We start from the raw sequence: 21,900 nt of genomic DNA, 5'->3' as shown, positions 1-21,900 counted from the left end.
GTTATGGAACACATTACATTGTCATTTCCTGCCAGCCGCACCGTCAGCGGTAAAGCTCTGGCAGGCGTTGTAGGCTCCGGTGATATGGAAGTACTGTTCACCGCAGCCGCCGGGGAAACCCTCAGCATTGATATCACCACCTCCGTGGACAACAGCACCCGCCGCTGGAATGCGCTGTTCGATCGCCTGAATCTGATCAACGGCCTGCCGGCCGGCAAGCTGATCGTTCACGACTTCGGCGCAACCCCCGGCGTGGCGCGCATTCGTATCGAACAGGTATTTGAAGAGGTGGCTCATGCGTAACGATCGCAGCTTTATCGAATTACGGGCCCGCGAACGTGCCCACGCGCTGCTGGACGAAGGCAGCTACCGCGAATTGCTCGACCCGTTCGAAGGCATTATGTCGCCGTGGCTCGCGCCGCAGGGCGTGGTACCGCAGTCCGACGACGGCATGGTGGTCGCTCGCGGCACCATTAACGGTCAGTCAGCGGTGGTGATTGCCATCGAAGGCACCTTCCAGGGCGGCAGCATGGGCGAAGTCTCCGGGGCCAAAATGGCCGCCGCGCTGGAGCTGGCGGCGGAAGATAACCGCAACGGCATCCCAACCCAGGCGGTGCTGTGCCTGGAAACCGGCGGCGTGCGCCTGCAGGAAGCCAACCTTGGCCTCGCAGCCATTGCCGATATCCACGCGGCGATTGTCGATCTGCGTCGCTATACCCCGGTGGTCGGCATCGTGACCGGCACCGTGGGCTGCTTCGGCGGGATGTCGATTGCCGCCGCGCTTTGCAGCTACCTGATCGTCACCCGCGAAGCGCGTCTTGGCCTGAACGGCCCGCAGGTTATCGAGCAGGAAGCCGGGATCGAAGAGTACGACTCCCGCGATCGCCCGTTTATCTGGAGCATGACCGGCGGCGAAATCCGCTATGCCAGCGGCCTGGTGGATGCGCTGGTCGGTGACGGCGTCAACGCGGTGAAAACCGCCATGAACGACGCCATCGCCAAAGGCGTTCCGGCACAAAACCGCAGCGACAAATATGCCGACTTCCTGACCCGTCTGAGCAACTTTGACACTCGTCAGCAGGCCGATACCGCGCAGATCAAACAGCTTTTCGCCGGGGAGGTGAAATGATGACTCAGTCCAATAGCCGTGGAGCCCTGTGGCTGGAAAAACTGGCGCCCAATGCGCCGCGCATGACTGGCCTGTGCCCTTCGGTACAGGTCGCCGACGGTGAGCTGAACAATGAGGCCGTACGCTTCATTGCCGTGGTGCCCGATGCCAATAACCACTATCCGCGCGCCGCAAAAGGCGAAGTGGGCCTGCTGGAAGGCTGGACGCTGGCAAAAGTGGTGAATGAAACCATCGATGCCGACGCGAACCGCGACGTGAAGCGCCCGATCGTGGCGGTGATTGACGTCCCAAGCCAGGCCTACGGCCGTCGGGAAGAAGCGTTCGGCATTCACCAGGCGCTGGCCGGTGCCGCAGGTGCCTACGCCAAAGCGCGCCTGGCGGGCCATCCGGTGATCGGGCTGATCGTCGGCAAGGCGATGTCCGGGGCGTTTCTGGCGCACGGTTATCAGGCTAATCGCCTGATTGCCATCAACGATAAAGGCGTACTGGTGCACGCGATGGGCAAAGAGTCCGCCGCCCGCATCACCCTGCGCACCGTCGATGCGCTGGAAAAACTGGCGGCGACCATTCCGCCAATGGCCTATGACGTCAGCAACTACGCCACCCTCGGCCTGCTCTCCGACCTGCTGAACCTCAGCAACCCGGATGCGCCGTCCGATGCCGATCTGGCGCTGGTGGAGCTCACCGTGCAGAAGGCCATTTCCGATGCACGTAAAGACCCAACGCTGAAAAACCGTCTCGGCGCGGAGAATCGCCGCAGCTCTGCCCTGGTTCGCGAACGGATGCGCGCCAGCTGGTAACGGGCAACCTCAGAAGTACGTAAAAAAAGACCTGCCGAAAGCGGCAACCGTCGGGCGCAGCATAGCGCCCACGGCATGCCGCTTTTAGAAAATTATAAACATCGCAAATGTTCTCTATTTTTCTTACTACAGGTGATCTATGACTTATGTAATTGTTCATGCCCTTGCGCCGATTTTTCTGATCATGCTGCTGGGCTTCTGGGCCGGCAAAGCCAAAATGGTCGACAACAAAAACGTGTCGCTGCTTAACATCTTCGTAATGGACTTTGCCCTGCCCGCCGCGCTGTTCAGCGCTACCGTGCAAACCCCGTGGGCCGGCATTGTTGCCCAGTCGCCGCTGATTGTGGTGCTGACCGGCGCGATGTGGATCACCTATGCGGCGATCTACTTCCTGGCCACCGGCGTGTTTAAAAAGTCCCCGCAGGATGCCGCCGTGCTGACCCTCACCGTGGCGCTGCCGAACTATGCCGCGCTTGGCCTGCCGATTCTCGGCAGCGTGCTGGGTGAAAGCTCCGCGACCTCTCTCTCCGTCGCCGTCTCCATCGCCTGCGGCTCCGTGCTGATGACGCCGTTCTGCCTGCTGATTCTGGAGCGTGAAAAGGCCCGTGCCGCCGGTGAAAACAGCGGCTCTACGCTGGCGATGCTGCCGGTGCTGATGTGGCGTTCGCTGAAAAAACCGATCGTGATGGGCCCGCTGCTCGGCGTGATCCTCTCGGCGATTGGCATCAAAATGCCGGATCTGCTGCTGGCGGCAATCAAACCGCTCGGCCTCTCGGCCACCGCGGCGGCGCTGTTCCTGACCGGGGTGATTCTGTCTGCCCGTAAGCTGAAGCTGAACGCGATGGTGGGCATTGCGACCATCGCCAAGCTGCTGATCCAGCCGTTTATCGCCTGGGCTATCGTTGTGGCTTTCGGCCTGCACGGCTCCGTGGCGATCACCGCTATCCTGATGATCGCGCTCTCTGCGGGCTTCTTCGGGGTGGTGTTTGGTAACCGCTTTGGCGTGCAGTCGCCGGATGCGGAAGCGGTGCTGCTGTTGAGCTCGGTTCTGTGTATCCTGTCGCTACCGCTGTTCATCACCTTAACTTCAGGCATTTGATATGACATTCACTTCGCGCCCGCACGATTTACTGTGGCTGAAAAGCCGCGACGCCCTGCTCAACGTCGAGGAGGCGTGGGTAGCCAGCCAGTGGCAGCCGGGCCTGCCCGTGGTCGTGCGGCGCGACGTGAATGATAGCGGCGATATTCCGGTGGGCGTGCGCGGCATAAAGCGCGAACAGCGCGCCGCCGGATGGGTTAAGGCCGAGGCCGTTTCCCGCATCGTCACGCCGGAAGCGCTGGTCGAGCGCCAGCGCCTGCTGCACTCGCCGTTTGTTTCCCAGCCGCCCGTTCAGGCGGCTATTTTGCTGACCACCTTTGCGTGGCCGTGGATCTGGGGCATTACCGGCAGTACGGCCTATGCCCTCGCCACCGAAATTCCCGTCCTGCACGCCGACAGCGATCTCGATTTGCTGATTCGCGCCCCGGAACCGCTGACCGACGACGAACTGAGGCAGTGGCAGGCGCAGGTGGAAAAGCTGCCGTGCCGCGCCGACACCCAGATTGAAACGCCCTTTGGCGCGTTTGCGCTCAACGAATGGCTGCGCGAAGGACGCGTTCTGCTGAAAACCGCCACCGGGCCGCGGCTCACCGCTGCGCCGTGGCACAGGGAGTCATGATGAAAATCCTCTTTACCTTTCCCGGCCAGGGCACCCAGCGCCCGGGAATGCTGCAAAACCTGCCCGACGGCGAGGCCGTTCTTGCCGAAGTCCGCGCCGTACTTGGCGATGGAGCCAGCTTGCTCGACACTGCCGACGCGCTGAAGCACACCCGCGCGGTACAGCTTTGCCTGCTGATTGCCGGCGTGGCATGGGCTAACGAGCTTATTCGCCACGACGTTAAGCCCGACATCGTCAGCGGCCTGTCGATTGGCGCTTACCCTGCGGCGGTAGTGGCCGGCGCGCTGGATTTTCGCGACGCGCTGCGCCTCGTCGCCCTGCGCGGGGATTTAATGGAGCGGGCGTATCCCCACGGCTACGGTATGACGGCGATTGTTGGCCTCACGCTGAATCAGGTTGAAAAGCTGATGGCGGGAAGCAGCACCTTCATTGCCAACCTTAATGCCGAAACGCAGATAGTGATTGCCGGCCGGGATGAGGATATGGCCGAGGTCGCGAGAAAGGCGCTGGCCGCCGGAGCCAGCAAGGCTACCCGGCTTGCGGTAAGCGTACCCTCGCACTGTGCCTTGCTGGATAAACCGGCGGCAGAATTAGCTCAGGCGTTCGAATCCGTGACATTGTCACGCCCATCGCGTGCATATCTCAGCGGATCAACCGGCCGAGTGCTGTGGGAACCGCAGAAAATCGCCGAAGACTTAGCTTTCAACATGGCGCGCACCGTACAGTGGCAGGATGCGATGGTTTCCGCCAATCAGCGCGACGCGCGGCTGGCGATTGAGATGCCGCCCGGCAGCGTATTGACCGGGCTGACCTACCTCGCAGGCTGGCAGGGCGACGCCATCTGCATGGAGCGAAACAGCGTTGAAGTGGCGCAGCACCTGGCGAAGCGCCTCAGCCGTTGAGGCTGCGGGCGTACATCCGCCCTTCCGCCGCCAGCGCCAGCAGGTCCGCGTCGCGTTCGCGATGGTGGGAATAGACAATCGAGATCAGCTGGCGCATCTGATAGGGTTCCGCCAGCTTTAGCAGCTGCACGTCATTTTCGTAGACCTTTTTCATCCGCCCGGGCAGCAGCGCAAAGCCGACGCCGGCCTGCACCAGGCTTATCATCGAAAAAATATCGTTGACCCGGGTGACGATTTCAGGCTCGAAGGCGGCAACCTGAAAGGCCTCCCTGAAGCCCGCGTAGGTGGCAAATCCTTCCGCAAGCGAAACGAATTTGCGGTCGGCATAGTCGCGAAGGTCGGCGGGTTTCGTGGTATCCAGCCGTTCGGCCGCCGGCGCGGCGAGAAAAATATCGTCTTCAAACAGCGGCACCACGTCAAACGCGCTGTTGCTGAACTCCCCCTCGTTGGTGGCGATGAGGATCGCGTCCAGGGCGTCGTCTTCCAGCATATCCAGCAGCATCTGGTTGGAGCCCATCGTCAGGTCCAGCTCCAGCTGCGGGCGCCGCAGCTTCATCCCCATGATGATCCGCGGGACCGTCTCCAGCGTGAGCGAATAGAGCGTGCCGATCCGCAGCCGTCCCTGGCCGACGCCGGCGACCTTTCGCGTCGCCTCCAGCCCGCGCGTCATCAGCGTGGTAACGTCCTGACAATACTCCAGCAGCGTCCAGGCCGCCGGCAGCGGCAGCAGGTTGCGTCCCTTATGCACAAACAGCGGGCAGCCCACCCCCTCTTCGAGGGTATGCAGGGCCCGGTGGACGCTGACGCCGCTGAGCTGCATCGCTTCGGCGGTTCTGGCGATATTGCCTTTGGCCATAAACATCATAAATACCGCCAGCTTACGGAAGGTAATATCCTGGCTAATGTCGTCTTTCACTGCGCTGCACTCCCTATTTCCGCCGCGGCTCACTATTTCTCGAGTGAATTCAAGCCAGTATAACCGTAACGCCGGTAAATGCTTTAACGCAGAGCAAGGAATTGCCGAACGGGGCGTGAGGCGGCGCTGGCGCGGATAAGGCAAAAAAAATGCCGGTCAGCTGCTGAGCTGACCGGCATGACGCACGCGGGCGGAGTTAATACGGCGGCTACAGCGCCATATCGTGCTGCGGAGATTCCGCAGGCTTAAGCTCGGCAGACGGCGCGGCGGCGGCCTGGGAGTGGGTCATATCAATCACCGGCGGCTTGGTCAGCTGCAGCGTTGCGGCGGTATCGTCCCACACCTGCTGGGTCAGCGCCGGGCTGTCGTTCAGCTTCTGGCCATAGCTCGGCACGATCGCGTGGATGCGGCTCTGCCACTCCGCGGAGCTGAACTGCTGCGGGAACATCTGCTTGAGCACGTTCAGGGTAATCGGCGCGGCGGTAGAGGCGCCCGGAGAGGCCCCAAGCAGCGCGGAGATGGTTTTCTGCTCGTCGACCACCACTTCGGTCCCCAGCTTCAGGATCCCGCCCTTCTCGGCGTCTCTTTTAATGATCTGCACGCGCTGGCCTGCCTGAATCAGCTTCCAGTCCTCTTTACGCGCTGCCGGATAGTACTCTTTCAGCGCCGCAAAGCGGTCGTCGTCGCTGAGCATCACCTGGCTTACCAGGTATTTGACCAGATCGAAGTTGTCGAGACCGACGTGGGTCATCGGCAGAACGTTATCGGTGGTGGTAGTACTCAGCAGGTCGAAGATCGAACCATTTTTGAGGAACTTAGTCGAGAAGGTCGCGAACGGCCCGAACAGCACCACACGCTTGCCGTCAAGGAAGCGGGCGTCAAGATGCGGAACCGACATCGGCGGCGCGCCGACCGAGGCCTGGCCGTAAACTTTTTGCAGATGCTCTTGGGTCACCGCCGGGTTTTCGGTCATCAGGAAGGAGCCGCCCACCGGGAAGCCCGCGTAGTTATCAGCTTCCGGAATGCCGGTCTTTTGCAGTAATTTCAGCGCGCCGCCGCCGGCGCCGATAAAGACATATTTCGCGTCAATCGCCTGCTCGTCGCCGCTATTAACGTTCTTAATCGTCACGTGCCACGAATTATCGGCATTACGCTTAAAGGCGGTAACTTCAGAGGAGGTTTGCAGCGAGAAGTTATTACTTTTCTTCAGGCTGCCGATCAGCTGACGGGTTATTTCGCCGTAGTTAACGTCGGTCCCGACCGGGGTCCAGGTGGCCGCCACTTTTTGCTGCGGATCGCGCCCTTCCATCACCAGCGGCGCCCACTGTTTAATTTGCGCATGGTCGGTGGAGAATTTCATCCCCTGGAATAAAGCGGTTTGCTGCAGCGCGGTATAGCGCTTTTGCAGATAATCCACGTTATCGCCCCAGACGAAGCTCATGTGCGGGGTGGAATTAATAAAGGAGTGCGGATCGCGCAAAATGCCGCGCTTAACCTGCGCCGTCCAGAACTGACGGGAGATCATAAACTGCTCGTTGATATCCAGCGCCTTGCTGACGTCGATAGAGCCGTCCGCACGCTCTGGCGTGTAGTTCAGCTCCATGTTTGCCGAGTGGCCGGTACCGGCATTGTTCCAGCCGTTCGAGGACTCCAGCGCCACGCCGTCAAGCTTCTCTACCATCACCTGCTTCCAGTCCGGCTGAAGTTCCTGCAGCCAGGTCCCGAGCGAGGCGCTCATGATCCCGCCGCCAATCAGCAGAAAATCAGTTTTCTTTGCGGCGTCGGTATTTGCGTAGGTTGCCGTACTGACGAACATCGCCAATGCGGTCATAGATAAGATCGAGTTTTTTATTGCAGGCATAATAGAATTATCGCATAGCATAATGAAATAAGTGTAAACATGTTAACGCACTTTCATTATATTTTAAAATATCATTTACATTTTCCGCACAGTTAATCAATTATTTGATTTCACTTTTTTAACTTAAAAAACCAGAAAATGATTAATGAAATTAAAACGGGTCAACGCAGGGCGATAATTAGAGGGCTGGTGGCGCACACGGCAGTTTATTTAGTTACATAAGGCAAAAATAGCGGCGCGCGGAATTATAGCGCGCCGCTGATAATTAACGCTGCGACTCTGCCAGCTGATGCGTTTTATCCCGTAACGCAATGCGCAGATGATCGTTGTTTTCCAGCAGCAGCTCCCGCGCCTGCCACGCATCAAGCCCGGCGAGCAGCATCAGAATCGCCGTCCGACAGTGCTGGTTGCAGGCGGCAAGCGCGGCTTTCGCCTCGCTGCGCGAACAGCCGGCGGCCTCCATAACGATGGCAATTTGCCGTTCAGCCCAGCGCGGGCTGCTGGCCTGCAGATCGACCCGCAGGTTGCTGAAGACCCTGCCGCCGCGAATGGCCAGCCCGGTGGTCAGCATGTTGAGCAGCTGCCGCTGCGCCAGCTGCGCTTTCGGGTTACCAAACCCCGCCACCGCTTCCGGGCCGGTTTGCGGCGCCACGATAATATCCGCCAGCTGCGCCGCTTCGCTATCCGCCTGCTGGGTCAGCACCGCAACCGGCGCGCCGAGCGACCAGGCGTGGCGCATCGCGCCCCACACCCACGGCGTTTTGCCGCTGACCGTCAGCGCCAGCAGCATATCGTTATCGCTGAACCGCAGCGCCTGCAGCTCAAGGGCGCCGAGATCGTAGTCGTTAGCGGCCGTTTCCATCTCCTGCAGCGCCGCCGCCGGCCCGCCGGCAATGAGCCCCACCAGGGAGTGTTTTTCCTCTGGCGCAAACTCGCTGACCGCCTGCAGGGCCGCGCGGCCGGATGCGCCGGCGCCGACAATCACCAGCCGCCCTCCGCGGCTCAGGGTCGCGGCGGCGTTATCGACCAGGCGGGTCATGTCTGCCAGACAGGCGTCGATGGCGTTGGCAATCTGCCGGCCGTCGGCGTGCAGCAGCGTCAGCATGTCATAGGTGGTAAGAGTATCGATGCGGCGGGTATCCGGGTGGCGTCGTTCCGTCATTAAAGCGGTTGGCTTACTGCTCATAAAAACCTCCATTTAAATAACTCCGTATTTACTATAGGGATATTTAATCTCGCCTCCTGCGAGTGGGGTCACGCTTCCCGGCTCCCGGCGGCGGGTTTATTGCTTTTTTACATGCCTTTAAGAAATTCACACCTTCAGCGATAATAGGCCTTCGCTGTTTACCCAGGGGTTGTTATGAACGAGTTAGCGGAGCAGGAACCGCCCGCACGCAGGCGCCGTAAGAGCATGAAGCTGAGTACCGCCGTGACGCTGATGATTGGCAGCGTGCTGGGGTCGGTGCTGCTGCTGGTGTACGCGCTGTGGTTTATCCAAATCAGTGATACCACCCGCGACGGGCTGAAGGACACCGCCCTGGCGGTGGCGCGAACGCTGGCCGATATGCCGGAAGTGAAGCGCGGCCTGACCCTGCCGGCGGACAGCAATATTATTCAGCCGCTGGCGCAGGCGATCGTTCGGCGCAACGATCTCCTGTTCGCGGTGGTCACCGATATGCAGGGCATTCGCTACTCGCACCCTAACAGCCAGATCATCGGCAAGCGGTTTATCGGCGATGACATTAATCCCACCCTGCAGGGAAAGGAGAACGTTGCCGTCAACCACGGCGTGCTGGCCCCCGCCCTGCGCGCCTTTACGCCGGTCTTTGACGCGAACCACCGGCAAATTGGCGTCGTGGCGATCGGGATTTCGCTCAGCAAGGTCGATACCCAGATCGCCAACAGCCGTTGGGACGTCCTCTTTACCGTGCTGTTCAGCGCCCTGGTCTGCGGTATCGGAACCTGGAGCCTGGTGCGCGGCCTCAAGCGCGTGCTGCTCGGCCTCGAGCCGCAGGAGATCTCCACCCAGTTCCAGCAGCGCCAGGCGATGCTGCATTCGTTAAAAGAGGGGGTGGTGGCGGTCGATAACGAGGGACAAGTCACCCTGATCAACCCCGCCGCGCGCGAAATTCTGTTCAGCGGCCCCGATAAAACCCTCGGCCATACGCCTCTGCTGGCGGATTTACAGGAGGTCCTGCGCACCGGGAGGCCCATCTACGACCGCGAGCTCGGCTGCAACGGCCTGCTGCTCATCAGCAACACCGTGCCGGTGCGCAGCCAGAATGCCACCGTCGGCGCCATCAGCACCTTCCGTGACAAAACCGAGGTCAGCCAGCTGCTGCAGCGCCTCGACGGCATGGTCAACTATGTGGATGCGCTGCGCACCACGTCCCATGAGTTTATGAATAAGCTGCACGTGATCCTCGGCCTGCTGAATATGAAAAGCTATGACAAGCTGGAGGAGTACGTGCTACAAACCGCCCATAATTATCAGGCGGACATCGGCGAAATCCAGCACCGCATCAAATCTCCGGTGGTCGCCGGCTTTTTGATTGGTAAAATCCAGCGCGCGAAAGAGCGCGGATTTAGCCTTAGCCTCGCGGAAGAGAGCCTCGTCCCCGACTGCCCGAACGAAAAGCAGATCACCGTGCTGGTCACCGTGCTGGGTAATTTGATTGAGAACGCGCTGGACGCCATGAGCGGCCAGCACGAGGGCGAAGTCAGCCTGTTGCTACACTATCAAAACGGCTGGCTAAGCGGCGAAGTGAGCGACGATGGCCCGGGGATCCCGGAGGCCAATATCGACGCCATCTTTAATAAAGGTTTCTCCACCAAAGGCGAGAATCGCGGCGTCGGCCTGTTTCTTGCCAGCCAGCAGCTGCGCGAACTGGGCGGGACGCTTGCCGTCGAGTCCGAACCCGGCGTATTTACCCAATTTTTTGTTCACCTTCCCTGGGATAGTAAAAGGAACAGTGCGTGATAAATGTATTAATTGTTGATGACGATGCCATGGTCGCCGAGCTGAACCGCCTGTACGTGGCGAGGATTTCCGGTTTCCGCTGCTGCGGCACCGCATCGACGCTGAATAAGGCCCGGGAGATGATTAACGACGGCGAGCTGGAGATCGATCTGGTGCTGCTCGACGTCTATATGCAGCATGATAGCGGCCTGGATCTGCTGCCGACCATTCGCGCCTCCGGCCGCGCCATCGACGTGATTATGATCACCTCCGCCGCCGATGCCGCAACCGTGCAAACGTCGATGCACTACGGCGTTATCGATTATCTGATTAAGCCCTTCCAGTTCCCGCGTTTTGAGGAGGCGTTAACCGCCTGGCGCGAGAAAAGAAAGCTGATGACCGGACAGACATATTATGAGCAGGCTGACGTTGACCGCCTGCTGCACGGCGACGCGCCGGAAGCCACCGACGCGCGCAAGCTGCCGAAGGGGCTCACTTCGCAAACGCTGCGCACGCTGTGCCAGTGGATCGATGCCCACCCGGCGACCGAGTTCTCCACCGACGAGCTGGCGGTGGCGGTGAATATTTCCCGCGTCTCCTGTCGCAAATATCTGATTTGGCTGGCGCAGATTAATATCCTCTACACCACCATTCACTACGGCGCCACCGGCCGCCCGGTCTACCGCTATCGGCTGGTCGCCGAGCAGTACGGCCTGCTCAAGCAGTACAGTCAGTGAGCCGATAGCCGCTATCCAGCAGCTGAAAGCGAAAGCGGCGCTGCGATGAGAGGATCACTTCGCGATTTTTAGTCACAAAAATCGCTTCAATATCCTCCCGTTGACGCAGCGCCGCGCGTCCCTTCTCCACGCCCAGGCCGTAGATCAGGGTGGTCCAGATATCGCCATCGAGGGAGTCGTCAGAAATGATGGTCACGCTCTCCAGCTCGTTATCCAGCGGATAGCCGCTGCGCGGGTCGAGAATATGGTGCCAGCGCCTGCCGTCCTGCTCGAAATAGCGCTCATAGACGCCGGAGGTCACCACCGACTGGCCGCTCACCGCAATCGTGCCCACCAGCTGGTCTGATGCGGCAAAGGGTTTTTTCAGCCCAATGGACCACTCCCCGAGGGTGTGCACGTTCCCCCCGAGGTTGATCAGCGCCGCGTCGACGCCCTGGCGCCGCAGGTCATCCCGCACCCGATCGGCAATATAGCCTTTCGCGATGGCGCCAAGGTCGATCTCCATGCCCGGCTGGGCAAGAAACACGCTGCCCGCCGCCTCATCGAGGATCACATCCTGCGGCCGGGTCAGCGGCAGGCGGGCGGCAATCTCCGCCGCCGCCGGCACGCTGTGCCCCTGAAAGCCGATGCGCCAGAGCTTGACCAGCGGGCCAATCGCCAGGTTGAAGGCGCTATCCCGCACCATGCTGGCGGCCTTCGCGCACTGGATCAGCTGAAACACCGGGCGGCTGACGGCAACCCCATGGCGGCCGGCGGCATGGTTAATCTCCATGACCTGGGAGTGAGCGCGGTTGACGGTAAGCAGGTCTTCGTAGCGTTTGATTAACTGGAAGGTGCGGGAGGCGAGCGCGTCATCGTGACGGAACAGTTTAAGCAAAATGGGCGAACCCATTAACACGGCGGAGTAGCTATAGACGCGGCTGTCGTCAGACATGGTTGCAGCTCCTGTGGATGACCCCGGCGCGCGGCCGGGGCAAATCGCTAAATGTTATCCTCTGGCGCGTACTGCCGCCTGGTGGCCAGCCAGGGTACCAAAGATAATGATATCTGCCACCGCATTGCCGCCGATGCGGTTGCCGCCGTGGATGCCGCCGACCACTTCTCCGGCGGCGTAGGCGCCCGGAATCGGCTGCTGAGCGGTGTTTAACACCGCGGTCGCGGTATTAATCGTCACCCCACCCATGGTGTGGTGAACACCCGGGGCGATGCGGATCGCGTGGAACGGCCCTTCGTTAATCGGCGCCCGCAGCGCGGTGGTGCGGCCAAAATCCTCATCGCGCTGGGTTTCAACAAAGCCGTTGTAGCGCTCAAGGGTGGCAAGGAAGGCATGGTAATCCATCCCCAGCTTCTCCGCCAGCTCGCGCGGGGAGCTGGCGCTGGTGGTGAGACCTTTGGCGATGTATTCATCGGCCGCCTTGTTTTTTGCCCGCACGTGCTCGTCAAAGACGATCCAGGCGTACTGCTCCGGCAGCGCGATAATCGCCGCCGAGACTTTATCTCGGGTCGCCATTTCGTTGTAGAAGCGCTGACCGCGCTGGCTCACCAGAATCGCCCCGCCGCCGCGAATCGACTCCGAAATCAGGTATGAGGTCTTCTGCTCAACGGTCGGGTGGATCTGGATTTCGCCCATATCTACGGTGCCGGCGCCGATGCGCTCCAGCAGCGCGATGCCGCCGCCGGTGGCCCCTTTATGGTTGGTGGTGACAAAACCGGCGAGGTCCGGACGGTATTTGACCACCATCGCGCTGTTGGCGCTGAAGCCGCCGGTGGCGACCACGACGCTCCTGGTCTGCACCTCGATGCGCTCCTGCTCGTCGTTGAGCAGACGCACGCCGCTCACCTCGTCGTTGGCCATCAGGATCTCTTCGACCGAGGTATCCAGCATCACGTCAATCCCGCGTTTGCTGATATTGCGCACCAGGCCGCTGATCAGATAGCCGCCGACCGCCGACCCGTCACGCGGACGGTGGGTACGGTCAATGCTCATCCCGCCGGTGGTGGTGATGTCGTTCAGCATGATCCCGCGACGGGCCAGCCACTCGATCGCCTCGGGGGCGTTCTCCACGAAGCGGCGCAGCAGCGCCGGGTTGTTTTTGTTATGCCCGCCCTTCAGGCTCTCCTCGTAGAACAGCTCTTTGCTGTCGACGATCCCTTTTACCCGCTGGAAGCGCGTTTCCGCGGCGTTCATCCCGGCGGAGGCTTTAATGGTGTTGCCGCCGATAGTCGGCATTTTTTCAACGATCAGCACGCGGGCGCCTTCGTCGTGGGCCTGAATCGCCGCCGCCAGACCCGCGCCGCCGCTGCCGACCACCACCACGTCGTAGCTTTTCACCGCCCGATCGTCGCCGCCTTCCTCAGCTGCCAGCGCTTTGCTCGATTTCAGCATCGCTTTGGATACCGCTTTTTTCACCGCTTCGCTTTGGCTGGTGGCGCCGGAGATGGCGTCAACGTGCGGGGTATTGGCGGTCAAAATACGCTCGCGGATCTCTTCAAAGCTGGTGGTGAACTCCACGGTCTGTACCGCGGCAGAGGCCAGCTCAACGTCAGCGATGCGGTCGTTCTCAAGGCTGACGTGGATCACCAGCTCCCCGGCCTCATCCTGTACGCTTTCGACAAAGACGCCGGGCTTAAACTTCGCGTCGCCCATGCTCATATCGCGGATCATCGCTTCCACCAGCGAGAAGCGCCACAGCGGCTCCGGAATATGCAGGGCTTCACGCCGGGTGCTGTCGATAAACAGCTCCAGGTTTTCGCCATCGGCAACGCGGTCGGTCCAGTCCGGATAGGCGATGCAGGCCCGTCCGACGGCGATCAGATCGTAGCCGTGATCCAGCCCCTGCTCGGCGTCCGCGGCGTTAACGATCCCGCCAACGCCCATCACCGGCACCTGCGCGAGGCTGGCGGAGCGCTGCGCGCAGTATTTTTCAATCAGCGGCGTCGGATCGCGGGTATCAACGATGGAGGGACGCAGCGAGGCGCCTACCGAGAAGTGCAGATAGTCGAGGCCCCGCGCCGCCAGCTTTTCCAGCAGATAGAGGGTGTCTTCAAAGCGGATGCCCGGCTCTTCCAGCTCTTCCGGCGAGAAGCGGTAGCCGATAATAAAAGCGTCATCAGCGTACTGGCCGGCCATTTTATGGGCGATCTCCAGCACCGCCAGCGGGAAACGGGCGCGGTTGTCGCGGCTACCGCCCCAGCAGTCGTCGCGCTGGTTAGAGTTCGGGGAGTAGAACTGCTGGATAAGATAGGTATTGGCGCCGTGGATTTCGACGCCGTCAAAACCGGCCTGAATCGCGCGGCGAACGCCGTCACCGAATTTCGCGATGGTCTCCTCGACTTCCTCTGTACTCAGCGCGCGCGGCATCGCGGCGCCGTCGCGCGGGGCGGCCAGCGCGCTCGGCGCGACCGGCTGGCGACCGCCGATTAGCTGCGGGTCGACCATCCGGCCGCCGTGATAGATCTGCAGGATGGCCTTCGACCCTTCCGCCTGGATGGCGTCGGCAATTTTGGCAAGGCCGGCAATTTTTTCATCACTGTCGATGCCAATGGCGCCAGGGAAGGCCAGGCCATAGCTATCGATAAAGCAGCACTCGACGATGATGGTCCCGATGCTGCCCGCACGGGCGCGGTAGTACTCCACCAGCTCGCTGGTGACCGAGCCGTCATAATAGCCGGTACAGGTGGTCATCGGCGCCATAAACAGGCGGTTTTTTAGCTCAGTTCCGTTTGGTAAGGTAAAGGGCTGCAAAATACGTTGATTACTGGTCATAGTAACACTCCAGATTTTAAATATTGAAATTCAGAATTCGCTAAGGAATTTATTTTTGGTTGTGTTTTTAATTCCTGTTGTCATGTTAATAATATAGCGAATTTTTTAGTTACCAAATCACTTACGTTAGTTAAAAAACTATTTAATACCAACAATAACATCACTACTCCCATTGTATTATTATTTTAAAATACAACGTTTACACAAAGCATAATATTGATAACAAACAAGACACTTTTGTTAATAAAAATAAAATCACCCATCTCTATTTAAAACCAAATAAATCAATACTTTAAGTAAATTCACCTTGCCGGATAAATGCTAAAAATCGACTAAAATTTAACATTTAGCGGTATTTCATACAAATAACCACCCTCACCACAGGGGTTATTGCGAAAAATAAAAAAAACGCCAGACCCCTGGGTTTATTGATCTCAATCAATTGCAATTCGACATCAAAGAGCAATATATAAATAACAAACAGATTTAATTTAGCGCCATAAAAAATGCGTTAAATAACCGTCGCGGTGATAATAGAAACCAACTATTAATAACTAAAGAAAGTTTTGAAATTAAAGAAAGCAAAAATCACCGACGGCTCAAACTTATTTTCAACTACTTGCAGATACTCATTATGAAAGAGAAAAAGACAACCATATCGCCTGCCGGCGCAGCCAGTCCTAAGGCTGCTGATAAGCGTCGTCTGCTGATGATGGCGCTGCCCATTATCGTGGCCGTAATGCTGCTCTTCGTTCCGGTGCCTGACGGCCTTCCGCCCTATGCCTGGCACTACTTTGCCATTTTCGTCGGCGTGATCGTCGGCCTGATTTTCGAACCCCTTCCCGGGGCGGTGATCGGCATCACCGGGGTGGTGGTTATCGCCCTGTGCAGCCAGTGGCTGCTGTTCGACCCGGCGCAGCTGGCGGACCCCAAATTCAAGCTTGCCGGCGCCTCGTTTAAGTGGGCGGTCAGCGGATTTGGTAACTCTACCGTGTGGCTGATTTTCGGCGCCTTTATGTTTGCCGCGGGCTACGACAAAACCCAGTTTGGACGCCGTCTGGCGCTGATTCTGGTGAAGTACCTTGGCCGCCGCAGCCTGACGCTGGGCTACGCCATCACCTTTGCCGACCTGCTGCTGGCGCCCTTCACCCCGTCGAATACCGCCCGCAGCGGCGGGACCATTTACCCGATTATCGCCAACCTGCCGCCGCTGTATGGCTCTAAGCCTAACGACCCTAGCGCCCGCCGCATCGGCTCCTATCTGATGTGGGTCGCCATTACCGCCGCCTGTATTACCAGCTCGATGTTCCTTTCGGCGCTGGCGCCTAACCTGCTGGCGCTGGCGCTGGTGAAAAGTATCGTCGGTATCAATATCTCCTGGGGCACCTGGTTTATCGCCTTCCTGCCGGTGGGCGTGCTGCTGATTGCGGTGATGCCGCTGCTGGCCTACTGGTTCTATCCGCCGGAGGTGAAGGTCAATGATGAAGTGCCCCTGTGGGCCGCGCGCGAGCTGGAAAAGCTCGGCCGCCTGTCGCGTAATGAGATTCTGCTGCTGGTGTTCGTCTGCTTCGCGCTGACGATGTGGATCTTCGCCGCCGAGTGGATTGAGCCGGCGCTGGCGGCCCTGCTGGTTATCGTCCTGATGCTGTGGACCGGGGTCCTGTCATGGAACGATATCACCAATAATAAAGCGGCGTGGAATACCTTTGTCTGGTTCGCCACCCTGGTGGCGCTGGCGGACGGCCTCTCCTCTACCGGCTTTATCGCCTGGCTGGGTAAAGAGGGCGGCGCGCTGATGAGCGGCATCTCGCCGGGCGTGGCGACGGTCGTCCTGCTGCTGGCGTTCTTCCTGCTGCACTACCTGTTTGCCAGCACCACCGCCCACACCACCGCGCTGCTGCCGGCGATGCTGACCATCGCCTCCACCATTCCGGGGATGAATATGCAGGTGTTCGTGCTGCTGATGGTCACCTCGCTGGGCATTATGGGGATCATCACCCCGTACGGTACCGGCCCCAGCCCGATCTACTACGGCAGCGGCTATCTGCCGACCAAAGACTACTGGCGCCTCGGCACCATCTTCGGCGCCATCTTCCTGGCCGCCCTGCTGCTGATTGGCTATCCGTGGATGTCCATGATGTTCTGATTCACAACCGTCGGGGTCACTCCCGGCGGTTTTACTCTTAGGGAGCTTAAACAATGTCGACTAAACCGTTTGTTTATCAGGAAGCGTTTCCGCTGGCGAAAGATGAGACTGAATACTATCTGCTGAGCAAAGAGCACGTCAGCGTCGCCGGGTTCGAGGGCGAGGAGATCCTCAAGGTTGCGCCTGAAGCGCTCACTCTGCTGGCCCAGCACGCCTTCCACGACGCGGCCTTTATGCTGCGCGTCTCCCACCAGCAGCAGGTGGCGTCAATCCTGCTGGACCCGGAAGCCAGCGAAAACGACAAATACGTCGCCCTGCAGTTCCTGCGTAACTCCGAGATTGCCGCTAAGGGGATTCTGCCAACCTGCCAGGACACCGGCACGGCGATTATCATGGGTAAAAAAGGCCAGCGCGTATGGACCGGCGGCGGCGATGAGGCCGCGCTGGCGCGCGGGGTCTACAACACCTATACCGAAGATAACCTGCGCTATTCGCAGAACGCCGCCCTCGATATGTATAAAGAGGTCAACACCGGGACTAACCTGCCCGCGCAGATCGACCTCTACAGCGTTGACGGCGACGAATACAAATTCTTGTGCATGGCAAAAGGCGGCGGCTCGGCCAACAAAACCTATCTCTACCAGGAAACCAAGGCGCTGATCACCCCGGCAAAGCTGAAGGACTACCTCGTCGAGAAGATGCGTACCCTCGGCACCGCCGCCTGTCCGCCGTACCACATTGCTTTCGTCATCGGCGGAACCTCTGCGGAATCGACGCTGAAAACCGTTAAGCTGGCCTCCACCCACTATTACGACGGCCTGCCAACGGAGGGCAACGCGCACGGCCAGGCGTTCCGCGACGTGCAGCTCGAGCAGGAGCTGCTGCTGGCCGCCCAGAATCTCGGCCTCGGGGCGCAGTTCGGCGGCAAGTACTTTGCCCACGACATCCGCGTGATTCGCCTGCCGCGCCACGGCGCCTCCTGCCCGGTTGGGATGGGCGTCTCCTGCTCCGCCGACCGCAACATTAAGGCGAAAATCAACCGTCACGGGATCTGGATTGAGAAACTGGAGAGCAATCCCGGCCAGTACATCCCGGAAGCGCTGCGTCAGCAGGGTGAAGGCCAGGTCGTCAGCATCGACCTCAATCAGCCGATGAGCGACATCCTCGGGCAGCTTTCGGCCCATCCGGTTTCAACCCGCCTGACCTTGAACGGCACGATTATCGTCGCCCGCGATATCGCCCACGCGAAGCTCAAGGAGCTGCTGGATAACGGCGAGGCGCTGCCACAGTACGTTAAAGATCACCCGATCTACTACGCGGGTCCGGCCAAAACGCCGGACGGCTACGCTTCCGGTTCGCTGGGGCCGACCACCGCCGGGCGCATGGATTCCTACGTCGATCAGCTGCAGTCCCACGGCGCGAGCATGGTGATGCTGGCAAAAGGCAACCGCAGCCAGCAGGTGACCGATGCCTGCCACAAGCACGGCGGCTTCTACCTTGGCAGCATCGGCGGGCCGGCGGCGGTGCTGGCGCAGCAGAGTATTAAGAGCCTTGAGTGCGTGGCTTATCCGGAGCTGGGAATGGAGGCGATCTGGAAAATCGAGGTGGAGGACTTCCCGGCGTTTATCCTGGTGGATGATAAAGGCAACGACTTCTTCCAGCAGATCCAGAACCAGCAGTGTAACGGCTGTGCCCAGCGGTAATGTTGCCGGCTAAAGCCGGGCGCTGCGTGGTATCATTTAGCTAAGAGGTATTCCGTTCACCATACGTCAGGCAGAACATGCGGCCTCAGTGCGAGGTGACCGGGTTAAGGGGAAGATAACCGTCTTCCCCTTAACAATCCCCGCGGTCCCGCACGGAAATCGGTGCTGCGCACTGCGCTCACCTCCCGGCCTGCAGCCTGCGGTCGGCTCAACTCGACCTGCTCGCCCGTTCCGGGGCTCGCTCCTGTCTCGATTCGCCTCTTGCCGCCATCCCTGGCGGCCAGCCCTTGTCTTCCGGCCTTCGGTTCGCCGATTTCAGCGGGGTCCAGGGCCCCGCTGCATGCCTTTTCGCCACCTGGCGTCCATCGTTGCGGATAGCAACAATGGCGGAGAGCAACAATGATTGAAGCCATGCGGTGACCATGCGGTGACCATGCGGACAGGCCGCTTTTATCGCCTCAGCTGTCCGGTGAGCTGAACACCGCCAGACCAGCAGACCGGCCTTTCGGCCCCGCACGCGCACGGCTAGTGGCCGGCCGAGGGCGCGCCCGGCGCTCCGGCGCGGCTGAACGGCGGACGGGCAAACCAGATAACCACGATCAGCGCCATAAAGCCCCAGCCTAACACCCAGAAATAGTCGATGGTCGACATCATATAGGCCTGCTGCTCGATGGTTTTATCGATCAGCGCCATATGCTGCTGGGTCGCTCCACCCATCTTCTCCACGTAGTCCACCGCCGCCGGATTATAGGCGGAGACGCTTTCGGTCAGGTTGGCATGGTGGAACACCTCCCGCCGCGACCAGATCCAGGTGGTCAGCGAGGAGGCAAACGAGCCGCCCAGCACGCGGAAGAAGGTTGCCAGACCGGAACCTTCCGCCACCTCCGCCCCGCTGAGGTTCGACAGTACGATAGTGGTGATCGGCATAAAGAAAAACGCCACGCCGATCCCCATAAACAGCTGTACTTCGGCGATGGTGCGGAAATCGACGTCGGTGTTGAACTGCGCGCGAATAAGGCAGGAGGCCCCCATGGTCAGGAACGAGAGCGAAGCCAGAATACGCAGATCGAAATTATTGGCGTAGCGGCCAATAATCGGCGTCATCACCAGCGGCAGCACGCCCATCGGCGCGGCGGCAAGCCCGGCCCAGATGGCGGTGTAGCCCATCTGGGTTTGCAGCCACTGCGGCAGAATGATGTTGATGGCAAAAAACGCCGCGTAGCCCAGGGTCAGCGAGAGCGTACCTATAGCAAAGTTACGGTCCTTAAACAGCCGCAGGTTGACTATCGGGTGGCGCTCACCCAGCTCCCAGATAACGAACGAAACCAGCGATATCGCCGAAATTACCGACATAATGACGATATGGATTGAGGCGAACCAGTCGAGGTCGTTGCCTTTATCCAGCACCACCTGCAGCAGCCCGACGCCAAGCACCAGCAGCGCAATGCCGATGTAGTCAATCGGCGCATGGGTGGTGGTCTCTTCACGCTCGCGCATCTGCGTCCAGACCACAATCGCGGCAAAGATGCCGATCGGCACGTTGATGTAGAAAATCCACGGCCAGGAGTAGTTATCGGTGATCCAGCCGCCGGTAATGGGGCCAACAATCGGCGCCACCACCGTCACCATCGACAGCAGAGCCAGCGCCATGCTGCGCTTGCTCGACGGGAAGATAACCAGCAGCAGCGTCTGGCACATCGGGAACATCGGCCCGGCGAAGAAGCCCTGCAGGGCGCGAAAGATAATCAGCTCGCTCATGCTGTGGGCAAACCCGCACAGGAACGAGGTCAGGGTAAACAGCACCACCGAGCCGATAAACAGCTTTAGCTGGCCGAAGCGCCGGGTAAACCAGCCGGTCAACGGCAGCGCAATGGCGTTGCACACCGCAAACGAGGTGATAACCCACGTCCCCTGATCGGCACTCACCCCGAGGTTGCCGGCGATCGTCGGCAGCGCCACGTTGGCAATCGTGGAGTCCAGCACCTGCATAAACGTGGCCAGCGACAGCGCGAGCACCGCCAGCCACATATTGGGCGGCGTAAATGCGGCCTTATCTTGCATAACGTCTCTCTTAACGGGCGCCGGCGGCTACCGCTTTGCTGTTGTCATGAAGGATTTTAGCCACCAGCTGGTCCGCCTGTTCCAGCGGGTTCTGATACACATCCGTGGTGAAACGCGGGGCGCTAACGGTTTGCTGCGGCAGCAGATGGCCTTCGGTATCGCGAATATCAACGCGAACGTTCATCGACAGCCCCACGCGCAGCGGGTTTTTCTGCATATCATGCGGGTCCAGCGCGATGCGCACCGGCAGACGCTGGACGATTTTGATCCAGTTGCCGCTGGCGTTCTGCGCCGGCAGCAGCGAAAACGCGCTGCCGGTGCCGATGCCCAGGCTCTCAATGGTGCCGTGGTACTCCACGTCGTCGCCGTAAAGATCCGCGCTGAGCGTCACTTTCTGCCCCAGGCGCATCCCGCTCATCTGGCTCTCTTTGAAGTTGGCATCGACCCACACCTCATTCAGCGGCACGATAGCCATCAGGGTGGTCCCCGAATCGACGCGCATGCCGAGCTGGACCGCGCGTTTCGCTACGAAGCCGCTGACCGGGGCAACGATGGTGCTGCGCGAATTATCCAGATAGCGCTGGCGCAGCGTGGCTACCGCGCTTTTAATTTCAGGATGGCTATCGATAACCGTATCGTCAACCATCGCGGTGTTGGTGCGTAACGCCTCCTGAGCGGCGGCTAAGTCGCTCTGCGCGCTGGTGACCGCGTCGCGATAGTGGGAGAGATCTTCCGCCGCGATGGCGCCGCTCTGGAAGATTTTCTGCCGCCGGGCGTAGTCGTTTTGCGCCGTCTGCAGGGCGACCCTTTTCGCCGCCACCTGCGCGCGGTAGTTATCCGCCGTGCTGTAGAGACCGCGAACCTGGCGCACGGTGTTGGCCAGATTAGCCTCCGCCTGCTGCAGCGCAATTTCGGTATCGCTCGGGTCAAGCAGCACCAGCGGCTGCCCCTTCTGCACAAAATCCCCCTCGTCCACCGTGACCTGGGTCACCGTACCGCCGATTTGCGGAGTGAGCGTCACCTGGTTGCCGTTAACGTAGGCATCGTCGGTCGATTCATAGTAGCGGGCGTACAGCAGGTACCATGCCACGCCGCCGCCGGCGGCCAGAAGCAGAATAATCAGTAAAATAATAAAGTTGCGTTTGCGCTTGCTGCCGCGCTCGGCGTGCTGTGCAGGTGTGGTTTCCATCTTGTCCGGACCT

At 59.9% G+C, this 21,900-nt stretch carries 17 protein-coding genes; 10 read left to right on the top strand and 7 right to left on the bottom strand.

The window, feature by feature from the left end; translation table 11 throughout:
* The first annotated feature begins 3 nt into the window (after nt 1-3).
* The 6 genes from mdcC (at nt 4) to mdcH (ending at nt 4,549) form a co-directional block, all read left to right on the top strand.
* Nucleotides 4-303, top strand: coding sequence for a malonate decarboxylase acyl carrier protein (gene mdcC, locus EDF75_RS12485; protein ID WP_133599619.1), 300 nt, complete (start codon nt 4-6; stop codon nt 301-303).
* Nucleotides 296-1,129 (top strand): biotin-independent malonate decarboxylase subunit beta, encoded by an 834-nt coding sequence (locus EDF75_RS12480; RefSeq protein WP_045858433.1) that lies wholly within the window; start codon nt 296-298, stop codon nt 1,127-1,129. The genes mdcC and EDF75_RS12480 overlap by 8 nt, the downstream gene beginning before the upstream one ends.
* Nucleotides 1,129-1,929 carry a biotin-independent malonate decarboxylase subunit gamma gene (gene mdcE, locus EDF75_RS12475; RefSeq protein WP_133599988.1) on the top strand — a complete coding sequence of 267 codons (801 nt, stop codon included), beginning with the start codon at nt 1,129-1,131 and terminating at the stop codon, nt 1,927-1,929. The genes EDF75_RS12480 and mdcE overlap by 1 nt, the downstream gene beginning before the upstream one ends.
* 139 nt (nt 1,930-2,068) lie before the next feature.
* Nucleotides 2,069-3,028, top strand: coding sequence for an AEC family transporter (locus EDF75_RS12470; protein ID WP_133599618.1), 960 nt, complete (start codon nt 2,069-2,071; stop codon nt 3,026-3,028).
* Between the two features lies 1 nt (nt 3,029).
* On the top strand, nt 3,030-3,647 hold the full coding sequence (locus EDF75_RS12465; protein WP_133599617.1) for a malonate decarboxylase holo-ACP synthase: 618 nt from the start codon (nt 3,030-3,032) through the stop codon (nt 3,645-3,647).
* Nucleotides 3,647-4,549: a malonate decarboxylase subunit epsilon gene (gene mdcH, locus EDF75_RS12460; protein WP_133599987.1), complete on the top strand. Its 903-nt coding sequence runs from the start codon at nt 3,647-3,649 to the stop codon at nt 4,547-4,549. Before EDF75_RS12465 ends, mdcH begins: the two co-directional genes overlap by 1 nt.
* On the opposite strand, the gene EDF75_RS12455 is transcribed toward mdcH, so the two are convergent.
* From EDF75_RS12455 to EDF75_RS12445, 3 genes are all read right to left on the bottom strand, one after another.
* Nucleotides 4,539-5,465 carry a LysR family transcriptional regulator gene (locus EDF75_RS12455; protein ID WP_133599616.1) on the bottom strand — a complete coding sequence of 309 codons (927 nt, stop codon included), beginning with the start codon at nt 5,463-5,465 and terminating at the stop codon, nt 4,539-4,541. The two genes, mdcH and EDF75_RS12455, sit on opposite strands and share 11 nt — an antisense overlap.
* A 208-nt stretch (nt 5,466-5,673) precedes the next feature.
* Nucleotides 5,674-7,326 carry a malate dehydrogenase (quinone) gene (gene mqo, locus EDF75_RS12450; RefSeq protein ID WP_133599615.1) on the bottom strand — a complete coding sequence of 551 codons (1,653 nt, stop codon included), beginning with the start codon at nt 7,324-7,326 and terminating at the stop codon, nt 5,674-5,676.
* A 265-nt stretch (nt 7,327-7,591) separates the two neighbouring features.
* Nucleotides 7,592-8,512, bottom strand: coding sequence for an N-acetylmuramic acid 6-phosphate etherase (locus tag EDF75_RS12445; RefSeq protein WP_133599614.1), 921 nt, complete (start codon nt 8,510-8,512; stop codon nt 7,592-7,594).
* A 174-nt stretch (nt 8,513-8,686) separates the two neighbouring features.
* Here EDF75_RS12445 and EDF75_RS12440 point away from each other — a divergent pair, with 174 nt between their 5' ends.
* Nucleotides 8,687-10,306, top strand: a complete 1,620-nt coding sequence (locus EDF75_RS12440; protein ID WP_133599613.1) for a sensor histidine kinase — start codon at nt 8,687-8,689, stop codon at nt 10,304-10,306.
* Nucleotides 10,303-11,022, top strand: coding sequence for a two-component system response regulator DcuR (gene dcuR / locus EDF75_RS12435; RefSeq protein WP_045858444.1), 720 nt, complete (start codon nt 10,303-10,305; stop codon nt 11,020-11,022). Before EDF75_RS12440 ends, dcuR begins: the two co-directional genes overlap by 4 nt.
* On the opposite strand, the gene EDF75_RS12430 is transcribed toward dcuR, so the two are convergent.
* Both EDF75_RS12430 and EDF75_RS12425 read right to left on the bottom strand, forming a co-directional pair.
* Complete coding sequence (locus EDF75_RS12430; protein WP_133599612.1) at nt 11,003-11,956, bottom strand: FAD:protein FMN transferase; 954 nt, start codon at nt 11,954-11,956, stop codon at nt 11,003-11,005. The genes dcuR and EDF75_RS12430 overlap by 20 nt on opposite strands.
* 54 nt (nt 11,957-12,010) lie before the next feature.
* Nucleotides 12,011-14,788, bottom strand: coding sequence for a flavocytochrome c (locus tag EDF75_RS12425; protein ID WP_133599611.1), 2,778 nt, complete (start codon nt 14,786-14,788; stop codon nt 12,011-12,013).
* A 634-nt stretch (nt 14,789-15,422) separates the two neighbouring features.
* Here EDF75_RS12425 and EDF75_RS12420 point away from each other — a divergent pair.
* Nucleotides 15,423-16,934, top strand: coding sequence for an anion permease (locus EDF75_RS12420; RefSeq protein WP_133599610.1), 1,512 nt, complete (start codon nt 15,423-15,425; stop codon nt 16,932-16,934).
* A gap of 53 nt (nt 16,935-16,987) precedes the next feature.
* A complete protein-coding gene (fumA, locus tag EDF75_RS12415; protein ID WP_133599609.1) occupies nt 16,988-18,637 on the top strand; it encodes a class I fumarate hydratase FumA in 1,650 nt (549 codons plus the stop codon).
* 525 nt (nt 18,638-19,162) lie between these two features.
* Here fumA and EDF75_RS12410 read toward each other — a convergent pair.
* Together EDF75_RS12410 and EDF75_RS12405 are read right to left on the bottom strand one after the other, a co-directional pair.
* Entirely contained in the window at nt 19,163-20,698 is a 1,536-nt protein-coding gene (locus EDF75_RS12410) for a DHA2 family efflux MFS transporter permease subunit (protein ID WP_133599608.1), read from the bottom strand.
* A gap of 10 nt (nt 20,699-20,708) precedes the next feature.
* Entirely contained in the window at nt 20,709-21,887 is a 1,179-nt protein-coding gene (locus EDF75_RS12405) for an efflux RND transporter periplasmic adaptor subunit (RefSeq protein ID WP_133599607.1), read from the bottom strand.
* Between the last annotated feature and the right edge of the window lie 13 nt (nt 21,888-21,900).

The sequence above is a fragment of the Klebsiella sp. BIGb0149 genome (assembly GCF_004362605.1).
GTDB classification, from domain to species: Bacteria; Pseudomonadota; Gammaproteobacteria; order Enterobacterales; family Enterobacteriaceae; genus Klebsiella; species Klebsiella terrigena.
The sequence above is the reverse complement of the archived record's forward strand: the minus strand, read 5'-3'. Positions and strand labels throughout refer to the sequence as shown.